This is a genomic window from Amycolatopsis sp. WAC 04182 (assembly GCF_003947465.1).
GTDB lineage: Bacteria > Actinomycetota > Actinomycetes > Mycobacteriales > Pseudonocardiaceae > Amycolatopsis.
In genome coordinates, this window is sequence record NZ_QHJJ01000003.1 from 1293627 (window position 1) to 1318965 (window position 25339).

Consider the following 25339-nt stretch of genomic DNA (forward strand, 5'->3'; position numbering starts at 1 on the left):
ACGCGTGTGTAGATGATATGCGTATGCCTATCGATGAGCTCCGCTTCCTCGACGCCCTCGTGACCCGGACCAGCCTCGACCTCGTCAGCAAGATCACCCCCGCGGATCTGGTCAAGCCGACCCCATGCAGCGCCTGGACCTTGCACGGCCTGCTGGCGCATATGACCACCCAGCACCACGGGTTCGCCGCCGCGGCCGAGGGCGAGAGCCACCTCGGCCATTGGCGGCTGCTCCCGCTGGGCGACGACCCCATCGCCACCTACCGCGCGTCGGTGAACCGGGTCCTGAACGCGTTCGTCCCCCACGACCTCGCCGACCGGAGGTTCGCCCTTCCCGAGTTCTCCACCGAAATCACCTTCACCGCGGAGCAGGCGCTGGGCTTCCATTTCGTCGACTACCTGGTGCACTCCTGGGACGTGGCCAAAACCCTCGGCCTGCCGCTCAAGTTTCAGCGGGAGGTACTCGACGCCGGACTGCGGTTCGCCAAGGCGATCCCGGACGGGAAGAACCGGACGGCCCCTGGCGCCGCCTTCGGCCCGGCCGTCGACGAGACGGGTCCGTCCGATTTGGACACGATCGTCGCCCTGCTCGGCCGTTCGCCGTCGTGGCCGGATCAGGTGGCCGCGGCGTGACGCGCGGCCTCGATGATCCGGGCGGTGACCAGCTCCGGCTTCTCCAGGGACAACCCATGGGTCGCTTTGGGCACGACCTCGACCTCGATGTGCGGGTTCAGTGAGGCGAGCCGGTCCGCCACCTCGCGGGCACGGTGGATGACACTGCGTTCGGCGACGATGATCCGGGTGGGTACGTCGATCCCGGACAACTCGTCGTCGCCGAACAGGTGCATCTCGGGGAGACGCTGCTTGTACTTGAGCGCGGCGAACAACAGGGGCCGCACGGTGTGCCGCACGTCCGGATCCCCGGAGGCCACCAGCCGGAGAAACCACTTGGGCAGGAACCAGAGGAAGATCTCCCGGAAGCTCCACCAGATGAAACTCCGGTCGATCACGCCGAACCCCGCGGCTTCGATGGCGATGACACCGGCGATCCGGTCGGTCGAGCGGGTCGCGAGGTTCAAGGCGAGCCAGCCACCTCGCGAAACACCGGCGAGGTGGACCTTCTCGTGGCCGGTTCCCGCGAGCACCCCGTCGACGACCTCGGTGAGCCAGTCCGCGCAGTCCTCTGTGGACTCGATGGGCATGGTCTGGATCGACCGTCCCGGCTCGCCGATCGAGTCGACGGCGTGGATCCGGTGCCGGGCGGCGAGTTCGGCGATATGCGGGTACCAGGACAGCGACGTGCCCATTCCCCCGGAAAGCAGCACGATCGGCGGACCGTCTTCCGGCCCGCAACTCCGGACCCGGGTCGGGCCGAATCTCGTCTCGATGTCCCGTTCCTCGGCGGGAACCGGCCACTTCCGCAAGATCGCGTCGTAAGTCGCGAAGAAGCGCTCCTCGGCCTTCTTGTCGGTGAACTCCCCCAGCATCGGACCTCCTCGAAGTTTTTATAGTGCACTTGCACCATAACAGTGGGTGGCCGTTCCGGCCAGCCCTCGCCGACATGGCAGAGTGATCGCGTGCCGAAACGTGTCGACCACCAAGAGCGCAGGCGCGAAATCGCGGAAGCCCTCTTCCGGATCGCCGCCGCCCAAGGGCTGCAGGCGGTCACCCTGCGTGCGGTGGCCGCGGAGGCAGGCATCTCGATGAACCTGGTCCAGTACTACTTCCCGACCAAGGAGGAGATGCTGCGATTCGCCTGGCAGCGGGTCGTCGAACTGACCGGCGAGATCGCCGGAAAGAGCATCGGCGAGGCGATGAAGACGGAGGACGAACGCACCATCGTGCGCGCCTACCTGACCGCCGTCCTGCCGGACGGCGAGCGCCGCCGCATGCTGGCCGCGGTCCAGATCTCGTATTTCGCCGTCGACGTCACGCGCGGAAGCCAGGATCCCGACCAGGAACCCCTTCTGCCCCACCTGGTCCACGCGATCGCCGGCCTGCTCCGGACGGCACAGGAGAAAGGTGCCGTCCCCACCCGCCTCGACCCCCTGCTCGAGGCGGACGCGCTCGCGACGATGTCCGCCGGCCTGGTCACCGGGATCATGGTCGACGCCTACACGGCCGAGCGCGCGTCGGAGATCGTCGACTACCGGCTCGACGGAGTGTTCACCGGCGCTCGATGAGCGCCTCGATGCCGTCCAGGATGCGACCGAGGCCGAACTCGACGTCGGCTTCCTCCATGCCCTCCTCGCCATACGCCTCACCGGAAATCACGGCGGCGACGCGCGTGTAGCCCCGCCCTTCGAGCCGCGGGCCGAGGAACGCGCTCAGCGCCCGGACCTGATCAGGCGGGCTCGCGTTGACGTCCCGGAGCAAGGAAGCCGTACTGCGAACCCATCCGTCGACCAGTACGGCGCAGCCGGTCACGTCCTGGACGCTCAGACCCGAATCCGCCATCCCCGCGAGGAAGTTCTCCAGCCACCCCAGCAGATTCGGCGTACTCGGCGCCCTCCGCACCGGAAGGTCGATCAGCCACGGATGGCGGCGGCAGCGTTCGAGGAGCGTGCGCGCCCAGACGGTGACCGCGGCGCGCCAATCGCCGGACACCGGGTCCGGCGGCGGCCCCCACGCCGCCTCGGCCACCAGGACGAGCAGTTCCTCTTTGGAGCTCAGATACCGGTAGAGGGCGTTCGCGGTGATGCCGAGACGTTTGGCGATCGACGGCATGGACAGCGCCGCGTAGCCCTCCGCGTCCGCCTGCGCGATGGCCGCGTCGACGATCTGTTCGAGGCTGTATCCCGGCTTGGGCCCACGCCGGGGTGCCGGGGCGTGACCCCACGCAAGCGCGGTACCCGGCGGCAGCGACTCGATCTCCACGTCGTCCATGGCCGCATTGTTGCACCCAAAACAGGTAAAGGCATACACTGTTCATGGCATACACAGTTACTTCACGAGTTGGGGGATCGACCATGACCGAACCGACGAGGCGGAACGTGCTCCGCGGGGCGGCCGCGCTGGCCATCGGCGGAGTCGCCGCGACTGCCGGCAGCGGCGGAACCGCGTTCGCCTCACCGAATCCGGCGACACCGCGCTACCCGTTCGTCGAAGGTGCGTTCGCGCCGGTGAAGGAGGAGGTGACCGCGTTCGGCCTCCCGGTCACCGGCCGCATTCCGCAGGATCTCTGCGGGCGATACCTGCGCACCGGGCCGAATGTGCTCGGGCTCGAAGATCCACGCGCCCACCACTGGATGCTGGGTGAGGGCATGGTGCACGGCGTCCGGCTGCGCGACGGAAAGGCCGAGTGGTACCGCAATCGGTGGGTGCGTTCGTCCGGCGTCGCGGCGAAACTCGGCGAACGGTACCCGTGGCCGGTACCCGCCGAGGACTTCGCGCCGAACACCCACGTGATCAGCCACCACGGCCGCATCCTCACCCTGCAGGAGTCCGGCGCGCCGCCGTACGAGCTCGACGGTGAGCTGAACACGTTGGGGCCGTTCGACTTCGGCGGTTCGCTGGAAGGCTCCTACACCGCGCACACGAAGTTCGACGCCCGCGCCGACGAACTCCACGCGGTGACCTATCACCCGACGTGGGATCACGTACGGCATCTGATGGTCGACCGGACCGGCCGCGTCGTGCGGACCACCCGGATCCCGGTCACCGACAGTCCGATGATGCACGACTTCGGGCTCACCGAGAACTACGTGGTCGTCTTCGACGTGCCGGTCACCTTCGATCCACAGCCGGGCAAAGTCGTGCCCTACAAGTGGAACACGGACCATCCGGCCAGGGTCGGGGTGATGAACCGCGACGGCGGCCCGGTCCGCTGGTTCGGGGTGGATCCGGTGTTCTATTCGCATACGCTCAACGCCTACGAACAGGGCTCCACGGTCGTGGTCGACCTGACCACGATGCCGGCTCCGTTCGAGGTGGCGGGCAAGCAGGGCTTCGGCGGCCCGTCGGCGTCGGGCCCGCCGGTGCTGGAGCGCTGGACGATCGATCTCGCGCGAGGGCGGGTCCATCGCCGAGTCCTCGACGACCGGCCGCAGGAATTCCCGCGGGTCAACGAAAGCCTGGTGTCACGGCGGCACAGGTACGGCTACTCGGCCTCGCCCGGCGAACTGTTCGACGTCTACCTGGACAAGCCCTCCGGATCCTTCGGCAACGCGCTGATCAAGCACGATCTGCGGAACGGGCGTTCGGAGGTGCACCGCTTCGGGCGGGGCGCCGACGCGAGTGAAGCGGTGTTCGTACCGTCGTCCCGCAGCAAGTCCGAAGACGACGGTTACGCCCTCGCCTACGTGAACAACCCCGACCGCAACGCCTCGGACCTGGTGATCCTCGCGGCACAGGACTTCACCGCGAAGCCCTTGGCCCGTATCCACCTGCCGAGGCCGGTGCCACTGGGCTTCCACGGAAGCTGGGTCGCCGACTGACGGATCGGGCGGTCGCCGGCCATGCGGCGACCGCCCTCGGGTTCACCCGCCGGTGAGCACCTCCTCCAACGCGGCGGCGGAGTCCGGATACCGCTCGAGCAGCGCCAAGCCGGCGGGCGCGGTGCTCCCCCACGGCTCCTCGCAGCCCAGCAGGCCCGCCACGGCGTCGCAGGCCGCCGGGTGCGCCGCCAGCAACGCGAGGCCGCCGCCTCCGGTCTTCCTCGTCACCGCACGGGGTTCCGGCTGGTCCTTCCAGGGCGGGACCCATTCGTCGAGCGCCGCGAGCCTGCCGGGGAAGATCCGCCCTGCCTCACGTACGAGCAGCGGCACCAGCTCCGCGCCGCGAGACCGCAGCGTGGTGATCAACGTCGGCAACCACGGCAGCAGCAGCCTGTCCGGTAGCTCGGCGAAAGCGTTCGACACCGCCTCGACGACGAAGTCTGCCAATCCCGGCGCCGGCTCCAACGCGTGGACGAAACCGCTCAGGTAACGCGGATAAGCGGGCAGCACCATCGGGTTCGCCAGCAGTCCGGCGCACCGCTCACGCAGTTCCGCACGCGAGAGACGGCCGAGCTGGACCTGCGCCGCCCACAGCAGCGCCACCTTCGACGGTTCCTCCGGATGCGATCCGGCCATCGCCAGCTCCAGCTGCGTACGGTCGCATCCCAGGGACAGGGCGAGCGCCTCCATGCTGAACAGGAAGCCCAGCATCGCGGCGACCTGCTCGACACCGGCCTCCTCGTCGACGAAGGCCGCCGGGAGCAGCGTGCAGTAGTGCGCGTACCCCGTCCGGACGAAGTCCTCGATCCACCGGGGCAGCACCGGCTCGCTGGTGCGGTAGTGCGCCAGCAGCCTCCGCACCCGCCGCAGCAGTTCCGGGGCGCCGTCGACGGTGCGTTCGGTGGCCAGCACCTCCAGGGCACGCGTGCCCAGCTCCCCCGCCAGCCGGGCGCTGCGAAGGTAGAGCGTCGCGTCTTCGACCGCTCCGAGCACCTTCGCCGCGGTGGCCTGCGGATGATAGGCGGCACGCCGAAGCCGTTGCTCCAGCACCTGTTCGACACTGACGCCCTCGTAGCCCAGCTCGATGAGGGCCCGCTGGTGGGTGCCCAGCGCCAGATCCCACGATTCCTGGATCGGCCGTTCGCCGAGCCGCCGCTCCCCCATGATCGGCCGCGCGGCACCGTGCGGCATCAGGTAGCGCAGCATCCAGAGCAGATCGGAACAGGGCTCCAGTTCCGACCTCGACGCGATGTCGAGCAGCGCCCGTTGCACACCTCGTTGCTGCAGCTTGAGGTTCAGGGGTTCGAGCCGGTCGTGCACGTCACGTGCCAGCGGCGGCAACGCGTCGTAGCCGACCTGGCCGATCCGGTCCCCGCCCATCATGATCTCGACGAGGCGGCGCACGTCGCGCCTGCCGGGCACGACGTCCTTTTCGATACAGGTGACCGCCGCGTCCTGGAAGTCGTACGGCGTCGGCTTGGCCCGGTCGCGCAGGCCCGCCAGCAGGATCGAGGTCTCGAACACCGCGATGGCGTCGGCCGTCGAGGCCAGGTACCCGTTGCGCCGCGCCGCGCGGACGATCTCGACCGACCACCCCAGCAGCTCCGCCTCGTCCAGCCGGTCGAGCACCGGAGGTCGTTGCAGGAAACCCGAAAGCTGGTCCGATGGGTCCACTGCCACCGGATCCGGTGTCGGCGCGGGAAGCTCCGCGGCTTTCTTCCGCTTCGGCCCTCCTACCTGTCCTTCCAGCTGGAACTGCTTCACCTTGGTGCGCTTCAGGTTCTTCGCCCACTCGGTCGCGGCGATCGACACCGATCCCCCGGCGAGCCCGAACTGCGCCTCGATCGAGGCGTGGCTCGACGGGATCAGGCCGTACTGCCACGTGCTCTCGCTGCGCGGGCTGATCACGAACCCGTCCGTACCCTCGACGCCGAACTCCGCGACCCGGCTGGCCGCGTGGAAGGCACCGCAGATGTAGAGACAGTCCGCGGGATCCGCGCCCGAGGCGGCGAGGTGCTCGCGCATGCGGGTCCACATGTAGCGCTCGCGGTCTTCGTCCACCCGGACGCGCTTGGTGTCGCCCGGCGCGAGACGGCGGAACAGGCTGCCGATCAGGAACATGACCTGGCGGTAGGTGTCGTGGTCGCTGTCGCCGAGCGGCAGCTCGACGTACTGGTGCCACCACTCCGACCAGTGCCGCACCCGCCCGTGCCGCAGGAGGTGTTCCTCGAGTTCGGCGAACCGGGGCCTGAGATCACCGATCTCGACGCCGACCGCGTCACCGTGCAGCGCCGCCTCCTCCTCAGCGGGCGGCGCGTCCGGCTCCGGGGACGGTTCGCCTTCGTTCCACTGGAAGACGTGGTCCGAAGACCGGTCGACGAGGACGAGCTCGACGCCCGGGGTGTCGAGGGCGTACGCGATCGCCTGGTACTCGGCCGAAGCCTCGGTGATCGGCGCGACCACCGACAGCGGCGCCCACTCCGCGGGGAATCCCTTCACCTCCGTCGCGAAGGCCTGAACCGCGACGGGGAGACGGCAGTTGCGCAGCTCGGTCAGCAACGGGGCCATGTCCTCGCACAGTTCGAGGTAGACCACCTTCGGCTGCTTCTCCCGCAGCCGCCGTGCCATCGCCACGGCCGAAGCCGGGGAATGGTGGCAGACCGGGAAGATCTCCAAAGGCTCGCGCACCGCGCGGTCGACGTCGTCGACGAGCCCGAGCAGGATGCCCTCCAGTGCGCCGGGCCCGTCGGCGAAGGCGGCCGCGGCCTCCTGCAACTGGCCGCGCAACGCCTCGAAGGCGCCGCTCACGAGAGGGAGGCGATCGCGTCGCGGCCACCGTCGAGGAACTCGGGCCAGTCCCCGCCCTCGTCCTTGCTGCGCGGCTCGACGACACCGTGCAGGTACTTGTTGAGGATCGCCAGATCCTCGGGCTCACGACGGGCGAGCGAACCGACCAGCGAGGACGCCAGCGCGCGGGCGGTCAGCTCGCGTTCGCCGAAGAAGTTGCTGTGCAGCACCGCGTCTTCGAGCACGCCGATCTGTTCGGCGGTGGACAACGCGGACTCCAGCTTCTCGTCGTCGCTGCCCGCCGACGCCGCGGCGGCACGCAGGTCGCCGAAGCTGCGCAGCAGCACGTCGAGCAGCGTGGGCGGAACGTCCAGCTCGATCTGGTGACGGCGCAGGAGTTCCTCGGTGCGGAAGCGGACGATCTCCGCCTCGCTCTTCTTGTTGGTCACCACCGGGATGCGGACGAAGTTGAAGCGGCGCTTCAGCGCGGACGACAGGTCGTTGACGCCGCGGTCGCGGCTGTTGGCGGTGGCGATCACGGAGAAACCGGGTTTGGCGAAGACGATGCCGTCGCTGTCCAGTTCCGGTACCGAGATGTACTTCTCCGACAGGATCGAGATCAGCGCGTCCTGCACGTCGCTGGTGGAGCGGGTCAGCTCCTCGAAACGGCCGATCGAGCCCGCCTCCATCGCGGTCATGATCGGCGACGGGATCATCGACTCGCGGGACTGGCCCTTGGCGATGACCATGGAGACGTTCCACGAGTACTTGATGTGGTCCTCGGTGGTGCCGGCGGTGCCCTGCACGACGAGCGTGGAGTTGCGGGAGATGGCCGCGGCCAGCAGTTCGGCGAGCCAGCTCTTGCCGGTGCCGGGGTCGCCGATCAGCAGGAGCCCGCGGTCCGAGGCGAGCGTGACGATGGCCCGCTCGACGATGTTCCGGTCGCCGAACCATTTCTGCGCGATCTCGCGGTCGAGGCCGTCGGCGCGCTCGGAACCGAGGATGAACAGGCGCAACATCTTCGGGGACAGACGCCAGGCGAACGGCTTGGGGTTGTCGTCGACCGACTCCAGCCAGTCCAGCTCTTCGGCGTACTTGATCTCGGCGGGGGCGCGCAACAGGTCGGACATGTCTTGCCTTTCGGGAAGGTTCAGGAGGTGAGGAAAGTCTTGAGTTCGTGGACGAGCTTGGTGATGTGGCCGGAGATCACCGGCGTGCCGAGATCCTTGAAGCGCTCGCGGAACCAGGGGTTCACACTGCCCCGGCCGGCGCTGGTGACCGAGCCGACCGGGATGAACTTCGCCCCGGACCGGTGGATCGCGGCCATGCTCTCGAAGAGCTGCTCGACGCGGGTCTCGTAGAAGTCGGAGATCCACACCACCACGGTGTTCGCGGGTTCGGCGATCTTCGGCTGGGTCAGCGCCATCGCGACCATGCCGTCGTTGCCGCCGCCCAGATTGGTGCGCAGCAGCGTTTCGAAGGGATCGTGCACCCACGGCGTGAGGTCGAGCGCCTGCGTGTCGTAGGCGATCAGGTGGACGTCCACTTTGGGCAGTCCGGCGAAGATCGAGGCCAGCACCGCGCAGTTGACCATCGAGTCCACCATGGAGCCCGACTGGTCGACGACCGCGATGAGCCGCTGCGGCGTGGTCTTCTTCGCGGTCTGCTTGTAGTAGAGGCGATCGACGTAGAGCCGTTCCTCGTCGGGGCTCCAGTTGGTGAGGTTCTTCCAGATGGTGCGATCGAGGTCGAGGTTGCGGAACACGCGTTTCGGCGGGACCGAACGGTCCACCTTGCCCGTCGAGGCCTTCTCGACCTGGGTCCGCAGGACTTCCGCGATCTCGTCGACGTAGCGGCGGATGAGCGATTTGGCGTTGGCCAACGCCACTCCGGACAGGTTGTCCTTGTCCCGCAGCAACTGTTCGATGAGCGACATGCTCGGGCTCAGCTTCGCCGCGAGCGCCGGGTCGGCGAGGACCTCACGCAGCTGCATCCGTTTGACCAGGTCCGCCTCGATGCCACCGAGCTCCGGGCCGATCGCCGGGAGCAAGGTGCTCAAGTCGGGCGCGCCGCCACCGCCGGTGCCGCCGAGGCCGGTCGGGGCGCCGCCGCGACGACCCCCTCGCAATTCGCCCGGACGGCAGCCCAGCGCGCGCTCCAGCCAGCCCGCGTCGGCCTGCCAGCGGGACAACTGCTCCGCCGTCACCGTGGGCGGCGCCGGAGCGAAGACGTTGAGCAGCACCTTCGACACGAGCGCCGCGCGCCGCACTTCCGCGGCCTTGTCCCGGCTGTCCTCGGCTTCGGGAACCATCAGCCGGTCGAACTCGGCCGCCAGCTCCGGATGACGCTGGACGACCGAGTCGACCGCGACGTTCGGATCCAGCACGGCGGACGGCAGGCCGATGTCCTCGACCACGGCCACACTCGCCGATTCGAGCGCGGCCTGCTCCTCGCTGTCGAAGAGCCGGGCGAGCAGCCGCCAGTACAGGACCTGGCGGCGGTTGTCCTCGGATTCGGTCATTTCCGCAGCAGCCTTCCGGCGCGCTCGCGCAGTACGGCCGCGGCGTCGGTGGCCGCCTTCTCGGCTTTCACCCCGGCCTTGTCCGTGGTGCCGCCGGCCCAGGCTCCGGCGTGCACGGCGGTGGTCTTCTTGCGCACGGTCGTCTCGACCGCGAGCGGCTGGAGCCGGAATCCGCCGTCCCACCGGATCAGGCCGATGCACGCGCTGGAACCCGCGACCGCCTTCGGGGTCAGCGGACCGGCCGCCGGAATGCGGTCGGTCTCGACGGAGAGCCGATTCCCGGCGAAGGTGAACGTGAGCGCGTCTTCGTCGCCCTCGATGCCATAGCCCTCAAGGAAGACGGGAACGGCGAGCCGCACCGGGTGCCGATCCAGCGGCGCGACCGTCGGCGTGACGGCCTTCGGCAGAGCGACGCGCGCCGTGGAGAACGCGTCCGCGGGCTCTCCGAGACGAGCATGGTCGTCTCGCCAGAGGAGGTCGCCCTCCGCCGTGACCGGCATGTCGGCGACGTCCATCGAGCGGCCTTCGCTGATCGCCGTGAGCAGGGAAAGATGCGGGCGCAGCAACTGCCAGATCCCGGCGCCGATGATCGTGTCCGGCTTCGGCGCGGTCACGTTCGCGCGCACGAGCCGCGGAGCGGTGCCGTCTTCGGGTTCGAAGACGGCGTGGACCTGGGCCTGCGCGGCCGTCGCATGTTCCAGCAGGTCGACCCCGAGGGGCAGCAGGCGGCCGGTGACCGTGCCGATCGACGGCGCCGCCGCCCCGGGCAGGGTCAGCAGCATTCCGCGCGACCACAGGTCGCCCCAGCGCCGAGCGGGGATCCGCTCCAGCGCCGCGCCAGGACAGGACGCCGCGAGTTCCGCGGCGAAGCCGTCGAGCAGGACGGCCAGCCGACGCAGGCTCGGCTCAGCGAGCAACGCCGAGATCACCTGCGCCGAGGCCGAGATCAGGTCGTGGTCGATACCCTGCCAGCCCGCGCGGGCCAGATCGGACAGCCAGGACCTCGCGGCGATCAGCAGATTGGGCAACTCCGGCTCGGCTGCTTGCCCGGCGGAATCGTCGCCCAGTGGCCGGCCGGTCGCTTCGACAAGCCGGGCGAGGACCGCGTCGTGCACGGAACCAAAGACCGCGATCCTTGCCGCGGCAAGGGAAACGAAGTGTTCTTCCCCCGCGGCACCGGCCGCGGTCTTCTCCGCTGCCTCCGCGACCCGAGCCGCGAGCGGCGACCCCGCGACGGCGTCAGCCAGCTCGATCAAGCCGGCGGTCTTCTGGGGACGGAGCAAGCCGGCGACGAGCACGTCGTCGAAGGCGTCGACAACCGCCAGCGCCTCGTCGAGACCGGCGATGGGATCGGTGAGCAGATCGACGCGCATCACACCACCGTCCTCGTCGGCGGGAACCACTGCAGCTCCGGTACCGGCGCCGTCGACGGCTCGAATTCGAGGTAGGCCAAGTGCCGCAAGAACTGGCTGAACACGGAAGCGGCGGCGGTGTTGTCGCCTTGCGACGGCCGCGTGGCGCTCATGGTCTGCGAAATGGCCTGTGCGGTCGGCTCCGGAACCTCGACGCGCAAGTACCGCGCGACCCGCTCGGCACCGTACTGCAGGGTGGATTCGTTGATCAGGGCGAGAATGTGGTTGCAGAACATGCCCCGAGCCCCGCCGCAGGGCCGGTTGTTGTTGGTACTGCAGGCGAATTCGTAGGTGCTCGCCGCGACCGACGAGACGTACACGCGGCCGATGTCCGATCCGCTGGACACCACGCCCTGCACCCGTCCGTCGGCCAATTCGACGAACGGGACCTTCGCGAGCTTGCGCGGGCGAGCGGGTGGCAACACCCTGGCCGTGCTCGCTCTTTCCCAGTCTGACAACGCATCTTCTCCTTGCGGGGGTGCCTCGGTGGGGACTGGGATGAACCTAGCGGGAGGCACCGACAGTTTTGATCACAACCGCCTTTTCGCGAGCTGAGCCGCCAGATCGGCGAGGCCGTCGGCATGGAGGTCGAAGCGATCCGTGGCCGTCGGCGGGTCCCCGACGGGCCTGGCGACGTAGGCGGTCCGGAGACCGACGCTCTGTGCTCCCCTCAGGTCCCACGCGTGGGTCGCGACCATCAGCAGCCGCTCCGGCGGGACACCCGAGGCCTCGACGGCCAGTTCGTAGACAGCCGGGTCCGGTTTGTAGGTCTGCGCCTCCTCGGCGGAGAGCGCTAGATGCCACCGGAGGCCCGCATGGGCGTTGAGGCGAAGCAGGCTCGTCCGGCTGGCGTTGGAGAGCCCGATCAGCGGGTATCGCTCCGCGAGGAGAGCCAGCCCGTCGAGAGTGTCAGGCCATGGCGGGAGCTTCGGCACCACGTCCGTCTTGGTGACCGACTGGGCCGCTTCACGGTCGAGAACGTCGCTCGGGGCGTACGGCCTCTCCCCCGCGACGATGCGCCGCTGCTCGGTCTCGACGTGGCTCAGCCACTGGTCGACCAGGCCATCGGCATCCGGCACGGCTCGCCGGACGGCCTCGCGGATCCCGGCCGGTTCGTCGACGAGCGTGCCGAGTATGTCGAACACCAACGCGTCGATCTCCACGGACAACCTCCCAGTAAGGGTTAAAGTAGCGGTTAACCGTGAACGTACGAGAGGTCGGTAAGGGATGCAAGTGGCATTAGACGATTACGTCCGGTCAGCGGGCGTCGCCACCGACCTGGTCAACACCGCCCCGGAGGTCTGGCACGGCGAAGACAAGCTTCCCGACCTGGAGTCTCTCGCCGCTTTCGCCGAGCTTCACTCACTGCCCGAACCATCCCGGCCTGGCGATCTGCGCGCCGTTCACCGGCTACGCGCCACGGTGCGGGATCTGGTCGACCACCCGGACCGGGCGCGCCTCATCACCGGCGCCACCGCGCTCACCTCTTCGATCGGTGGCGTCACCCTTCTGACCGACAGCGCACAATGGGCCGTTTCGGTCCGGCCTGGCGCGACGGCCGCGGACTCCCTAGCCCTGGTCTGCGGCGTCGGAATACTCGGCGTCGTCCAGTCTCTCGGCGTGGAACGGTTCCGGGCCTGTGGCGCACCGACCTGCCGAGGTGCGTTCATCGACACGACGCGCCCCGGTCGGCGCCGCTATTGCATGCCAGGACTGTGCGGGAATCGCGTCAACGTCGCGAACCATCGGGCACGTCGAGCCTCAGCGCGCGACGCGACATGATCTCGGCCGGCCCGCCCCCTCATGGGGCCGGACCGGCCGACTCACCCGCCTTTGGGCATCACCGATGGCGCCGACGCGCCTCGACCAACGACACTCGAAGCGGGATCGCGCCTGTCGCCCTCGGCCGGAAATCGAACTCCGCCATCACCCGAACACGCTTACTACAGGTGCGCCACCATGGACGGCAGCAGGTCCCGGAAGGTCTGGCCGGACGCCGGCGAACCGATCGCGGTCATGGACCAGCCGTCGCCCTCGCGAGCCAACTTCGCCATCACCTGGGCCGTATGCGTACCAGAGCCACTCAGATCATAACGCGCGATCTCAGCCCCTTCCACCTCGTCGATCAACCGGCAGAAAGCATTCTCGATCTGCGAGAAATCCTGCCCCGTGAAGGAGTTGACAGTGAAGACGATCGAGGAGACGGCAGCAGGAACCCGCTTCAGGTCGACCTTGATCGACTCGTCGTCACCCTCGCCGTCACCGGTCAGGTTGTCTCCCGTGTGCTGAACCGAGCCGTCGTCGCTTCTGAGTTGCTTGAACCAGACCTGGTCGACGACGTTGCCCGCGGCATCGAACAGAACCGCCGAAGCGTCCAGATCGATCGTCTGCTTCTTACTGCCGAAAATACCCTTCTTCTTCATGGCATCCCAGCCGAGCCCCATCCGGACCCGGGTCAGAGATCCACCTGTCCGTTTGGAGAGCGAAACCTTTTGACCTTTGACCAAGCTCATCGTCATCTTGTTTCTCCTTTACTCGTGAACGACCCGCTTTGCGGAACCCGGTCAGACCGCCGCCGATTCAGCACCGGGAACGATGACATCAGGACTCTCCTTCCCCTTGCGCCTGTTCCGGATGATCGACGACAAGAAGGCCACTCCGATGAATCCGACGCCGACCGTTCCGGTGAGCAGCTGAGGCACTTCGTACTTGATCGAGGCGAGGAGCAAGACGGCCAGCGCGCCGATCGCCCACTGCGCCCCGTGTTCCAGATAGACATACTCGTTCAGTGTCCCCTTCCTCACCAGGAACACGGTCATGGAGCGGATGTACATCGCTCCGATCCCGAGACCGATTCCGATCACCACAGGATCGGAACTGATGGCAAACGCGCCGATCACTCCGTCGAAACTGAAAGTCGCATCCAAAACCTCAAGGTAGAGGAACAGCATGAATGCAGCCTTGCCCGCGACCTTGACCAAGCCTCCGTCATTGCGGTCTCCGCCGGAGGAGAACATCTGACCGGCGCCATCGACGAGAATGAAGACGATCAGCCCGAGCGCTCCGGAAACCATCACGCTGATCGGCTTTCCGACAGGAGCGAGGAAGTTCGCCGCGAGCAGCAACGCACCCCCGGCGACCACCACCGGCAATTGATCGAGTTTGCCCGCCCTTGCCAACGGCCGCTCCAACCAGGACAGCCACGTGATCTCGCGCTCCTCGAAGATGTAGCTCAGGAAGAGCATGAGCAAGAACACGCCACCGAAGGCCGCGATCGCCGGGTGCGCTTCATGAAGCACATGAGCGTAACTTCCCGGCGTGTCGACACCACCGCCGTCCATTGCGAGCAGGTAGGCCTGCACCGGTGAGAGCTTCGCCGTCACACAGACGATGATCACCGGGAAGAGCAGGCGCATCCCGAACACGGCGATGAGCACGCCGACCGTGAGGAACAGTCGTTGCCACTTTTCGTTCATACGATCCAACACCGTGGCGTTGACGACCGAATTGTCGAAGGAAAGTGATATCTCCAGTACCGCTAGAACGACAACGACAGACAGACCGACAACGCCACCGTACAGGAAAGCCAAGATCAGGCCGACAACGGTGATCCCGAGCGCCGTTCCGAACGTTTTCAGAAACATCTCTTCCCTACCATTTCACCGGTCAGCGACTCGTTCAGCCGACGTTGACGCCGAAATCCTTGGCGATACCGGCAAGACCGGTCACGTAGCCCTGGCCCACCGCCCTGAACTTCCAGTCGTCGCCGCTGCGGTACAGCTCGCCGAAGACCATGGCGGTCTCGTTCGAAGCGTCCTCGGAAAGGTCGTACCGGGTCAGTTCACGCCCATCGGCCTGGTTCACGACCCGGATGAACGCGTTGCGGACCTGACCGAACGTCTGCCCACGACCGGCCGCATCGTAGATCGAAACCGGGAACAGGATCTTGTCGACCTCCGCGGGAACACCCGCCAGATCGACCTTGATCTGCTCGTCGTCACCGTCACCGTCGCCGGTCAGGTTGTCACCAGTGTGTTCGACCGAACCGTCAGGGCTGCGCAGGTTGTTGAAGAAGACGAAGTGCTTGTCGGAAAGGGCATTGCCGTCGGCGCCGGCAATGATGGCGCTCGCGTCGAGATCGAAGGGTTCACCGCTCGTCGTACGCTCATCCCAGCCGAGACCGACAGTGACCGCGGACAACCCAGGCGCCTCCTTCGTCAAAGAAACGTTTCCGCCCTTGGCAAGACTGACTCCCATGATCTTCCTCCAATGTTGTGATACTTTCGGTAAGTCACGAACAATCCACTATCGGGCGAACACTCCCGAACGGCTCGCTCCGACATGGCGAGTTTTAGTGAGTCCGTGTTGCCCTTCATCGTCGAGCCCACGACTGAACATGTTTCCGACAAAAGGCGTTTGTCACTGATTTGTCCAGTTATATCCGACCGGACAAGACCTGTTGCCGGAACAGAATTTTCCGGGAACAGGCCAGATTCATGACATTTCTTTTTCGTCACCTGAAACGAGTAGCGAAATTGCCCTAGCCTGCGACCAAGTGGTCATATCCAAGAAGTAAGGGGACCCATCATGCGCATCGTCACCATGGTCACCTTGGCGGCTGTCGTGGGGCTGACCACTGTTTCAGGCTGCGGCCCTACCGGTCCCAGCACGCGAACCGAGGTCTGCACCACGTTCGACCAGCTGGGCGAGAAACTCCTCGGCGCGAACGGACTGTATGACAACGCGCTGTTCAGCAAGGCCGAAGACCTCGCAGACGCGGCGGGCCGATATCCGGGAGCCCCTGGTCTGACCATGGATTCCGCGGCGCTGACCAAGATCGCCGACTCGAACTCCACCACCGGCCACGCACTCGTGCAGGCCACCTCGACGATCGCCGACCTGTGCGGTCATCCCTTGGGGTTCGGCGGCATGTTCGGCGGGAAAGGACCAACAGGGCGACCGGGGCAGTGAATCCGACCAATGCCGATAGTGCGCCGAACCCCTACCAGAAAGGCCATCGATGCACGGATTCGACCCGTTCAGGCTGAGCCGGACAAACCCGGTCCACCAATTCGACGTGTTCATCAGCTTCACCAGGGCGGACCCGGCCGGATCGGCTGTCGTACGGTTCATCAAAGGCTCACTGGAATCGGCGGGCCTCCGCGTCTTCTGGGATGAGGACATCGAAGAATTCGACGGCATCACACAGGATCTGGTCGACGCACTGGCCTCGACAAAGGTCCTGCTCGCGTACTTCTCGGAACAGTTCCCGACTCGTTACGCCTGCCAATGGGAACTCACCGCGGCGTTGATCGCGGCGCGACGGCACGGGAATCCGGCAGATCGAGTACTCGTGGTCAACCCCGAAGGCCCGTTGAAGGATTCTCATCTGAAGCCGATCGAGCTCGCGGACGCCCGTTTCTTCGCGGGCCCGGTCACCCAGGACACGATCGGCACACTCGTCGACCGTGTCGTGAAGAAGGTGAGAGCCGCAGACTGCTCCTTGGGTACTCCCCGCGCACCGGCCGATCCTGCCGTGATGCCGGCTCGGATTCTGCGTCCTCGCCGGTTCATCGGTCGATACCCCGACATGTGGGATGTCCATAGTGGACTCCATGCTTCGGATTTCCCCGCCGTACGCCTGCCCGAATCCCGACCGGCGGTGATGATCCAGGGTATCGCCGGCCAAGGCAAGACCAGCCTCGCCGAGCAGTACGCCTACCTCTACCGCGACGCCTTTCCAGGCGGCGTCTTCTGGCTTGAACCTTTCGGCGCGCTCCCGTCGCACACCAACCATGAGAGTGTCCTTTCGCGCTATCACGCGGCCCTGCGCGACGTGGCCGACAGCAGTCACGGACTCCGCGCCCAAGGGGTCGACCCCACTCGGCTGGGCAAAATGATCGCGGACCACCTCACCGGCCGACGCGAACGCGTCCTCTGGGTGATCGATGACGTGCCTGCCGGCATTCCGCCGGATGTACTCGATCAGCTCCTCATCCCGTCGCCGGTGGTGCGCACGATCTTGACCGGACGGGGCGGCGCTCCCGGCTGGGACGTCCGGAGCGTACGGCTGCAGGGATTGAGTCACACCGACGGCCGTTTGCTGTTCGCGACCGGCCGCGAACCCGCGAGCGATGCCGAGCGAGCCGCTGTCGACGACTTCGTCCGGCGTTGTGATGGCCACCCGATGGCCATTCGAGGCGCGGCGAACGCGGCGCGCAATCGGCCGGACCTGATCACCAGCCAAAAGTTCATCGACCACCTCGACCGGACGTCACCCTCCGTCATCCGGGCCATTCGGGACGACCTCGAGAACATCAGTGCCCTGGCTCGCCGCATCCTGCGAGTCGCGGCGGTGCTCGCGCCGGTTCCCTTCCCGGCGACACTGGCCGGTCGAATCCTCGGGTGCGCCGAAGGTCCGGCTCAAGAGCGCCTCGGTTCCGCGGCGGACGAGTTGGCCGCCAGCAGCTTCCTCAGCGTCATCGACGGCGGGTGGCAGGTGCACCGCCTCGTCACCGAGGCGGTCGGTGCCGACGAGTCGATCACCTCGGTCGCGGCGCCCGCGGTACTCGCGTTCCTCGGAGGATCGGCTGAAGGCAACCTCGTTCAACACGCCGAGACACTGGGCAGGAATGAGGCCGTCGCCGCGTCACACCGGGTATCCCTGCTGCGTCTTGCCGGAACCTTCTACGAGCGCCAAGGCAACCTGGTCGCGGCGGCAGAGGTATTCGGCGAGCTACTGGCGGTCGACGACGCTGTCATCGATCTGCTCACCGCGGCGAGAGCGGAAATCGGCTGCGGTCACTATGACAAGGCCGTGGACCATGCGCGACACGCCGCGGCGAACACTGACGACCATCAGGTGAAGTACCGAGCGAAACTGCTGGCAGCACGGGCTCTGGACGCGCGAGGCGATTATCGGGAAGCGGACCGTGAGTTCTGGGATCACCACGGCCGGCAACCTCCTGTTTGGATGAGTGACGAAGAACGTTTGTGGACGACGCTCGCGATCTCCGTCAGACAGCGCCAGCGGGGTAGACCCAAGGACGCGGTGGCATCGCTTCAGTCCGCGGTGACCGAGTTACGAGCCGCGCCACCCGGCCCGCTCCGCGACGACATCGAGCCGTCCGTCAAGTTGGAACTCGCCCGAGTCCTCCAGTTGACCGGCAAGGCTCGCCAGGCACGCGTGCTCGCCAGGGAAGTCGCCGACGGATACACCGAGGCGGGTATGCCCCGGCACGGACGGCGCCTCGAAGCTCTCGTCATTCAGGCGGAAGCGACTCTGACCCTCGACTTCACGGAACTCGGCGCCGATCCGGAAAGCTGGCGCCACTCCGCCACCGGACTCGGAGAACTCAAAACCCACTACGCGAAGCTACTGGGCCCGGAGAATCCCCTGACCTTGGAAATATGGGTCAAGGCCGACCGCGCGTTGCTGGCATTGGGTCAGCCTGAGGCGGCTTTGGCCGCACTCGCCGCCACCGACGACGAGATCGCTCGGCGACTCGGCGCGAACCATTTGCTGCGGCTGCGCGCGAGGCACGGGATGGCGCTGGCGCACGGACAGCTCAGGGAGTTCCACCGTCAAGCAGCGATGCTGGAAGACCTCTTGCCGCAACAGATCGACACTCTCGGAAGCCATCACCCCGAGACTGTCGAGACTCAGCTCGATCTCGGGATCGCCCTGGTCATGGGCGACTGCGGGCAACGAAAACGAGCTGTCGATCTGGTCGACGCGGCGGCCAAGACCCTCCGTAGCGTACTTGGTCCGAACGTCGACCTGTCGGCCAAAGCGACCACGGCCCAGTGGGTGCTGCGACTACCCCACTGGATGGTGGGCTCTTACCTCGTCTTCGAGCGGATCCTCGGCACCAAGAAGGAGAACTAGTCATGGATCGTGCGTTGGGCAGCCGGTATCGGGTGGGTGATCTCCTGGGCAGCGGCGCCATGGGGCAGGTATTCGCGGGAACGGACCAGGATGGACAAGAGTTCGCGTTCAAGATATTGCGCAGCGACCTGACCGGTGATCCAAGCGTGGTCGCACGCTTTCTGCAGGAGCGGTCGATCCTCGTCGGGCTACGGCACCCGAATCTCGTCCCGGTCTACGATCTCGTGGTCGAGGGCGAGACCGTCGCGATCGTCATGGAGTCGGTGCATGGTGGCGATCTGCGAACGTGGCTGGCCGGCACCGGCACCGTGCTCCCGTCGGAGGTCGCGAGGATCGGCGCCGGGATAGCGTCGGCCTTGGCCGAAGTGCACCGCGCAGGTGTCGTGCATCGGGATGTCAAGCCGGAGAACGTCTTGATGGACGACTCAGGCGCGGCCAGGGTTCCTCGTCTCACCGACTTCGGTATCTCCAGGATCGCCCACTCCAGCGACGTCGGGCGGAGTTCCCTCTTGGCCGGGACTCCGCAGTACGTCGCTCCAGAGCTCGCGGAAGGCGACGAGGCCACCACCGCGGTGGATCTCTACTCGCTGGGCATCGTTCTCTACGAGCTGTGCTGCGGCGTGACTCCCTTCGCCGGCAAATCGATGCTCCAGGTAGTACGGCAGCACGCCGAATACGAGCCGGGGAGACCGGACGGAATCCCCGACCAGCTCTGGGACATGATCAGCTGGCTTCTGGCGAAAGGGCCACGCGCCAGGCCTCAGTCCGCGCAGCAAGTGGCCACCGTGCTCGAGGCAATGATCCCGGAGCTCACCGGAATCCCGGTGGCACTCCCCCTGTCGGCTCCGCCCGCAGCCACGCCGATCGCGCACACGCAGGAAACGGTTGGCGCCATACCGCTGACTCCACAGATCCAAGTCGGTCCGCCCGACGTCATGCACGGCCCTGGTGGCGGAGTTCCCGTGCCCAAGCGCAAACGCACGAAGAAGATCGCCTTGACACTACTGATCTTCGCCCTCGTCGGCGGAGGTGCGGCCGTGTGGAACTCGGCACGGCAATCACCCGAAGCCGCACCAAGCGGACAGACCACGACACCGGGAACTTCGCGCACCGTACCACCGGTGAGCGACGTTCAGACCACCAGTTCCGCGCCGGCCATGACCACGGCCCCTGATCTGGTCGGCAAGGCGGTGTCGGAAGCGCAGGATTCACTGCCGTCCAGCGTACAGGTGGAGATCATCGAATCGATCGAACAGACCGGCAAGCCGGGAACCGTGATCGAGCAGGAACCCAAACCCGGCGATCGGTTGAACGGGAAGATCAAGCTGACCGTCGCCAGGGAAGCTGTTCAGGTGTATCTGGACGAGTTGCAACCCGTACGCGGCGAGTGGTCCAGCCAGAGCGCCGCAGGCAGGATCGCCGGCAAGATCCTGACCCACACCGTTCACGACGAGCTGGGCTGCAGCAACGCGGCTCAGGCTGTCGAATACAACCTCACCAAGGGCTACCGGCGGCTGATCGCCACGGCGGGTATCGATGATGATTCACGAGATACCGACTTGAAGGTCCAGCTGGAGATTTTCGCGGACGGCCGCAAGCTGATCTCGTCGCTGCTGGAATACGGCAAGGCGACCGAGGTGAATGTCGATCTCAGCGGCGTTCTGCGCTTGAGAGTGCAATGGCAGCCACTCGGTTCCAACTCGGAGTGCTTCGGCGGAACGGTGGATATCGGTGAGGCCCGGCTTCTCGGGCTTCCGGGAGAAGTGCCCAGCTCATCAAGTGTTCCGACGAGCTGACCGATGAACCCACCGGAACCTGCCTTGTCGATCACCTTCGGCATACGCTCGTGGCGGTTTACTCCCGGGCAGATCGTCACCATCGGACGGTCCGGCCACTGTGACGTCCTGGTCGATGACGCCCGGGTGTCCCGGGAGCACTTGCGGATCAGCTACGACGACGGCTGGACGATGGCCGACCTCCGAGCGAACAGCACCACCATGCCGGAACCACTCGCCGGCAGCCGCTCTGTTCTGCTGGCAGAGGGTCTGCCGATCGAGCTGGCCGTCGAACCGTCGCGTCGGAACGCACCGTCCGGTACCGCCGTGTCCGTGGGCAGGGCTCGCGACAACGACTTGATCGTGAACGACGTGCGCGTGTCACGGCACCATGCCCGGCTGGAACGTAGCTTCTCAGGCTGGCGGGTCACGGACCTGGGTCCCCGGAACCGCACCCTGCTCAACGCTGTCCCGATCTCCGGCCCGACCCCGGTCTTCAACGGCGATCGGCTGACCTTCGGCGGAACGGATCTTCTCGTCGACGGCGACGACTTCGTTCCGGCCGGGACCACACGAGCCGCTCTCGTCGCCAGACATCTCGGCTACAGCCTGCCCGGAGGCCGGAAACTGCTCGTCGGAGTCGACCTGGAGGCGGGACCGGGTGAGCTGGTCGCCATTCTCGGCCCCTCGGGCGCGGGGAAATCGACACTGCTCAAGGTGCTGTCCGGGGAGTTGCGGCCGGAGACCGGGACCGTCCACTACGACGACTACGAGGTCCATGATCAATACGCGGCGGTACGCAGCCGGATCGGCCTGGTACCGCAGGAGGATCTCGTACATTCCAGATTGACGGGGCGCCAGGCGCTCACTTACGCGGCCGACCTACGGCTTCCGGACGACACCAGCAAGCCGGAAGTACGCGCCAGGGTCGAAGCGACACTTCACGAACTCGGCTTGACCGAGCACGCCGACGTCCGAATCGCGCGCCTGTCCGGGGGCCAGCGCAAGCGGGTGTCGGTGGCACTCGAACTTCTCACCTCACCGTCCTTGCTGTTCCTCGACGAGCCGACATCCGGCCTGGACCCGGCGCTCGATCGGCTACTCATGTCCAGTCTGCGGAAGATCGCGGACGCGGGCCGGACCGTGGTGCTGGTGACCCACAACGTGCTCAATCTCGGTCAGTGCGACAAGGTAGTACTGCTGGCGCCGGGTGGAATTCCCGCGTTCACCGGTGCGCCGGGCGAATTACGCCGACGCTTCGGGACCGACGACTGGGCCGACATCATCACCAGTGTCGTGGAGAAGCCTCCTGCCCTTCTTGCCGACGACCTGCCACGTCGGTCGGCCGCGGTCAGGAAGCCACGGGATCCGGGCGTACGCAAGCCCGCCTTCACACGTCAGGTTCGCACCTTGGCGAGGAGGCATACGCGCCTGATCTTCGCCGACCCGGGATACGCGATCTTCCTCGCCGTCCTCCCGGCCGCTCTCGCTCTACTGGCATTGACCGTTCCCGGGCGGGCCGGTCTTCGAAACGGGTCTCCGACCGAAGCGGCCGAAGCAGGTCAGATCCTCGTGCTGCTGTTCATCGGCGCGGCTTTCATGGGTGGTGCCGCCGCTGCACGAGAGGTGATCGGTGAACGATCGATCGCCCTGAGGGAACGTGCGGCGGGTTTGCTGCCGGCCGCGTACTCTGTGGCCAAAGCAGGTATGTTCTGCCTGGTGTGCGGCGCTCAGAGCGCCTTGCTGGTCGGTGTTCTCGTCACTGTCAAACCGAGACCGGTCGACGGCGTCGCACTTGGCAGCGTGTCACTCGAACTCGCGTTCGCGGTCTGGGGTACGGCGACCACGTCCTGTCTGTTCAGTCTTTTGGCTTCCGCGCTGGTGCGCTCGAGCGAGCAGGCCATGCCGGTGCTGGTGGTCACCGTCATGGCTCAGTTGGTGCTCTGCGGCGGAATGATTCCGGTCACCGGCCGGGCCGTGCTGAATCAGCTTTCCTGGTTCGTACCGGCAAGGTGGGGGTACGCGGCAGGTGCCGCGACCGTGGATCTCAACAGGACCGGGACTCCTCCGGACGTTCTGTGGACTCACGCGCCCCACTGGTGGCTGCTCTCGATCGCCGTTCTGGCGGTGACCACGATCCTGTGCGCGGTCCTCCTCACTGTCCGCATGGTCCGGCTTTGCCGAGCCTGACGCTCCCGTCCGATCGGCGACAATGAGAGCTGAATAGTCGCCGTGGCGGGCTTTCCCAAGCCGGATTCGGGGCGGCGTAGGCGAAATGCCGTAACAGCGGTTCACGAATTCGGCCCATCAAAGAATAGTGCTCGCTCCGAAGTATGATGCACGCGAGTGAACTTTCTCGACAGCAGCCGTGTCATGTTGGAAAATCAGATGCGCGCGACACCTTGTTGCCAATCCTTGTCGCGTTCAGTTCCCTTACTCCCATCATTTGGCGAAAAGGAACCCCATGCATGACGATGATGAGCCAGTAGGCCGAGTTCTCGGCAGGCGACAGGCGCTGATTCTCCTCGGTGCCGCCGGCGCGACACTCGCCGTCGCCGGATCCACCACCGCGAGCGCCACCACCTCCAGCCCGGGCGCACCCGATATCTGCACGCTGGATTGTGTGGTCAAGCCGGAGCAGATGGAGGGCCCGTACTTCGTCGACGAACGGCTCAACCGCTCCGATATCCGCAGTGAGCCGTCCACCGGGCAACTGGTTCCCGGCACCGCACTGGCGCTCAATTTCACCGTTCAGCAAATCCGCCAGCAGCAGTGCACGCCATTACCGGGCGCCATGGTCGACCTCTGGCAGTGCGACGCGTTCGGGCTGTACTCCGACATTCCGTCCCAGGGCAGCAGAGGCCGCCGTTTCCTGCGCGGTTACCAGAACACCGACCAAACCGGAGCGGCCCGGTTCACCACCATTCTGCCGGGGTGGTACACGGGACGCACACTGCATATCCACCTCAAAATCCGCACCACCGGCACCAATGGCAGGCCGTACGAGTTCACTTCGCAGCTTTATTTCACCCCCGAGTTCGGCGCGGCCTATCTGCGGACCGATCCGTACCGGCGGAAAGGACCGGCCGACACGACCAACAGCCGGGATTCGATCTACCGCAACGGCGGGGCCCAGATGCTGCTGCGTCCGCAACAGGCGGGAAGCGGCTACACGGCGGACTTCGCGATCGGTCTCGACCTGTCGAACACCCAGGTCGGCCGTCCCGACTAGAGCGAAGCACAGGGCCCTCCCCGGCAACCGCCGGGGAGGGCCTTCACGACTTTTCCACAAGGGACACTTTCAGGAGAGTGGGTCGTGAGTGGCAAAGAGCGTTCTATCGAGGGGTAAGTCAAAGGTGGCGTGTTGCGAAAGCCACTTTCGCAACCTCTAGCGTTGCGAAAGTGGCTTTCGCAACGTCGGCGGGGTGAACGGTCGACCGGATGGGGATCGAGGGTGGCGGGAGTGCCGGCGCTCGCGGGTGTGTCGCGAAAGCCACTTTCGCGACATCTGGTGTCCCGAAAGTGGCTTTCGCGACGCGAGCATCAGGGCAGCAGCTTCGAGGGACACGGAGGTGCCGACCACGACACGTTTGCCTTGCCCTCAATAACCCTCATTACCACTCACGACCCCACTCGGTAAGCTCACGTCAGCCAGTTCGACTCGTACTGGATCACGCCGACCGTCAGACGCCGGCGATACCCTGGATCCAGGGCCGGTACCGCGTGATGTTCGTGTACGCGGTCGTGGTCTGCCGGTCGCTCGTCGAGGCGACGCCGACCTGACGACCGGAGGCGAACATCGGGCCACCCGAGTCCCCGCCGGCGGTGATGCCGTCGCCGCGGCGCGCGCACACCGCGATGCCGCCGTTGTAGTCACGGCAGGAGACCGACGTGACCGAGACGTTGGCGACCTTCAGGTAGCGAGACTGGCAGTTGATCTCTGAGCCGCACTGGCTGGTCGCACCCCAGCCGTAGACCTGGACGGTCTGCCCGACGGAGACGTTGGCCGTGGTGCCCAGCGGCGAGTACGTCGCGTTCACCGGCGCGGTGAGCCGCACGATCGCGAGGTCGGCGCTCGGGTGCCGGGTGACGGTGGAGCCGGTGGCCATGGTGCCGCCGCTCTGCTGGTCGAGGCTGCCGATCCGGAAGGTGAACGTGCCGCTGCTGGCCACACAGTGCTTCGCGGTCAGGATGTACTGCGGCGCGATGATCGTCGAGGTGCAGGTCTGCCTGCCGTTGGCGAAGAGCCTAGCCGCCCACGGGCCGCTCGTCGCGTTCTGGCCGCCGATGATCATCGGCTGGACGTCGGAGGACGGTTCCGCGGCGGACGCCACGGGGGCGGTGACGCCGAGCAGCGCCGCGAAGGCGGTGCCGGCGATCAGGGCGAAGGAGCGCAGTCGCATGGTTCCGACTCATTTCTGCGGCCCGGATTCGGCCGCGCGATGGGGACGGGTGTGCTGATTCTGGTGCGCGGCAAGAGAAACCTGACACCGACGAAAGTCGTGCAGTGGATACCTATCT

General features: G+C 66.5%; 21 protein-coding genes. 9 read left to right on the forward strand and 12 right to left on the reverse strand.

Annotation, left to right across the window (positions count from 1 at the left end; genetic code table 11):
- Positions 1-23 precede the first annotated feature (23 nt).
- Complete coding sequence (locus DMH01_RS19670; RefSeq protein ID WP_125678666.1) at positions 24-632, forward strand: TIGR03086 family metal-binding protein; 609 nt, start codon at positions 24-26, stop codon at positions 630-632.
- Here the strand turns inward: DMH01_RS19670 and DMH01_RS19675 are convergent.
- Positions 614-1486, reverse strand: a complete 873-nt coding sequence (locus DMH01_RS19675) for an alpha/beta fold hydrolase (RefSeq protein WP_125678667.1) — start codon at positions 1484-1486, stop codon at positions 614-616. The two genes, DMH01_RS19670 and DMH01_RS19675, sit on opposite strands and share 19 nt — an antisense overlap.
- A 90-nt stretch (positions 1487-1576) precedes the next feature.
- Here DMH01_RS19675 and DMH01_RS19680 point away from each other — a divergent pair, with 90 nt between their 5' ends.
- A complete protein-coding gene (locus tag DMH01_RS19680) occupies positions 1577-2182 on the forward strand; it encodes a TetR/AcrR family transcriptional regulator (RefSeq protein ID WP_125678668.1) in 606 nt (201 codons plus the stop codon).
- On the opposite strand, the gene DMH01_RS19685 is transcribed toward DMH01_RS19680, so the two are convergent.
- A complete protein-coding gene (locus DMH01_RS19685; RefSeq protein ID WP_125678669.1) occupies positions 2166-2885 on the reverse strand; it encodes a TetR/AcrR family transcriptional regulator in 720 nt (239 codons plus the stop codon). The two genes, DMH01_RS19680 and DMH01_RS19685, sit on opposite strands and share 17 nt — an antisense overlap.
- Positions 2886-2968: 83 nt before the next feature.
- Between DMH01_RS19685 and DMH01_RS19690 the strand changes: the two genes are divergently transcribed.
- The gene (locus DMH01_RS19690) at positions 2969-4435 is read left to right on the forward strand and encodes a carotenoid oxygenase family protein (RefSeq protein ID WP_125678670.1); all 1467 of its coding nucleotides are present in this window, start codon (positions 2969-2971) and stop codon (positions 4433-4435) included.
- Positions 4436-4477: 42 nt separating this feature from the next.
- Here DMH01_RS19690 and DMH01_RS19695 read toward each other — a convergent pair whose 3' ends face one another.
- The 6 genes from DMH01_RS19695 to DMH01_RS19720 form a co-directional block, all read right to left on the reverse strand.
- Positions 4478-7243: a DUF5682 family protein gene (locus tag DMH01_RS19695; protein WP_125678671.1), complete on the reverse strand. Its 2766-nt coding sequence runs from the start codon at positions 7241-7243 to the stop codon at positions 4478-4480.
- Positions 7240-8352, reverse strand: coding sequence for an AAA family ATPase (locus DMH01_RS19700; protein WP_125678672.1), 1113 nt, complete (start codon positions 8350-8352; stop codon positions 7240-7242). The genes DMH01_RS19695 and DMH01_RS19700 overlap by 4 nt, the downstream gene beginning before the upstream one ends.
- Before the next feature lie 20 nt (positions 8353-8372).
- Complete coding sequence (locus tag DMH01_RS19705; protein ID WP_125678673.1) at positions 8373-9743, reverse strand: VWA domain-containing protein; 1371 nt, start codon at positions 9741-9743, stop codon at positions 8373-8375.
- Positions 9740-11116, reverse strand: a complete 1377-nt coding sequence (locus DMH01_RS19710; protein WP_233621598.1) for a hypothetical protein — start codon at positions 11114-11116, stop codon at positions 9740-9742. Before DMH01_RS19710 ends, DMH01_RS19705 begins: the two co-directional genes overlap by 4 nt.
- A complete protein-coding gene (locus tag DMH01_RS19715; RefSeq protein ID WP_233621599.1) occupies positions 11116-11613 on the reverse strand; it encodes a hypothetical protein in 498 nt (165 codons plus the stop codon). The genes DMH01_RS19710 and DMH01_RS19715 overlap by 1 nt, the downstream gene beginning before the upstream one ends.
- Positions 11614-11685: 72 nt before the next feature.
- The gene (locus DMH01_RS19720; RefSeq protein ID WP_125678675.1) at positions 11686-12318 is read right to left on the reverse strand and encodes a haloacid dehalogenase type II; all 633 of its coding nucleotides are present in this window, start codon (positions 12316-12318) and stop codon (positions 11686-11688) included.
- 64 nt (positions 12319-12382) lie between these two features.
- Between DMH01_RS19720 and DMH01_RS19725 the strand changes: the two genes are divergently transcribed.
- Positions 12383-12937 carry a CGNR zinc finger domain-containing protein gene (locus tag DMH01_RS19725; RefSeq protein WP_370323445.1) on the forward strand — a complete coding sequence of 185 codons (555 nt, stop codon included), beginning with the start codon at positions 12383-12385 and terminating at the stop codon, positions 12935-12937.
- A 161-nt stretch (positions 12938-13098) separates the two neighbouring features.
- On the opposite strand, the gene DMH01_RS19730 is transcribed toward DMH01_RS19725, so the two are convergent.
- From DMH01_RS19730 to DMH01_RS19740, 3 genes are read right to left on the reverse strand one after another with little or no spacing between them, the layout of a single operon-like run.
- The gene (locus DMH01_RS19730; RefSeq protein WP_125678677.1) at positions 13099-13674 is read right to left on the reverse strand and encodes a TerD family protein; all 576 of its coding nucleotides are present in this window, start codon (positions 13672-13674) and stop codon (positions 13099-13101) included.
- Positions 13675-13719: 45 nt separating this feature from the next.
- The gene (locus DMH01_RS19735) at positions 13720-14799 is read right to left on the reverse strand and encodes a DUF475 domain-containing protein (RefSeq protein ID WP_125678678.1); all 1080 of its coding nucleotides are present in this window, start codon (positions 14797-14799) and stop codon (positions 13720-13722) included.
- Between the two features lie 34 nt (positions 14800-14833).
- The gene (locus tag DMH01_RS19740; RefSeq protein WP_125678679.1) at positions 14834-15412 is read right to left on the reverse strand and encodes a TerD family protein; all 579 of its coding nucleotides are present in this window, start codon (positions 15410-15412) and stop codon (positions 14834-14836) included.
- A gap of 330 nt (positions 15413-15742) precedes the next feature.
- On the opposite strand from DMH01_RS19740, the gene DMH01_RS19745 reads away from it, so the two are divergent.
- The 5 genes from DMH01_RS19745 to DMH01_RS19765 all read left to right on the forward strand — a co-directional run bounded on the left by DMH01_RS19745 (position 15743) and on the right by DMH01_RS19765 (position 24050).
- Positions 15743-16126, forward strand: a complete 384-nt coding sequence (locus tag DMH01_RS19745) for a molybdenum ABC transporter substrate-binding protein (RefSeq protein WP_125678680.1) — start codon at positions 15743-15745, stop codon at positions 16124-16126.
- Between the two features lie 49 nt (positions 16127-16175).
- Complete coding sequence (locus DMH01_RS19750) at positions 16176-19043, forward strand: toll/interleukin-1 receptor domain-containing protein (RefSeq protein ID WP_125678681.1); 2868 nt, start codon at positions 16176-16178, stop codon at positions 19041-19043.
- A gap of 2 nt (positions 19044-19045) precedes the next feature.
- Positions 19046-20839 carry a serine/threonine-protein kinase gene (locus DMH01_RS19755; protein ID WP_125678682.1) on the forward strand — a complete coding sequence of 598 codons (1794 nt, stop codon included), beginning with the start codon at positions 19046-19048 and terminating at the stop codon, positions 20837-20839.
- Positions 20840-20842: 3 nt separating this feature from the next.
- Positions 20843-23008, forward strand: coding sequence for an ATP-binding cassette domain-containing protein (locus tag DMH01_RS19760; RefSeq protein WP_125678683.1), 2166 nt, complete (start codon positions 20843-20845; stop codon positions 23006-23008).
- 274 nt (positions 23009-23282) lie between these two features.
- Positions 23283-24050, forward strand: a complete 768-nt coding sequence (locus DMH01_RS19765; RefSeq protein ID WP_125678684.1) for a twin-arginine translocation pathway signal protein — start codon at positions 23283-23285, stop codon at positions 24048-24050.
- A 451-nt stretch (positions 24051-24501) separates the two neighbouring features.
- Here DMH01_RS19765 and DMH01_RS19770 read toward each other — a convergent pair whose 3' ends face one another.
- Entirely contained in the window at positions 24502-25221 is a 720-nt protein-coding gene (locus DMH01_RS19770) for a trypsin-like serine protease (RefSeq protein ID WP_125678685.1), read from the reverse strand.
- Positions 25222-25339: the final 118 nt, after the last annotated feature.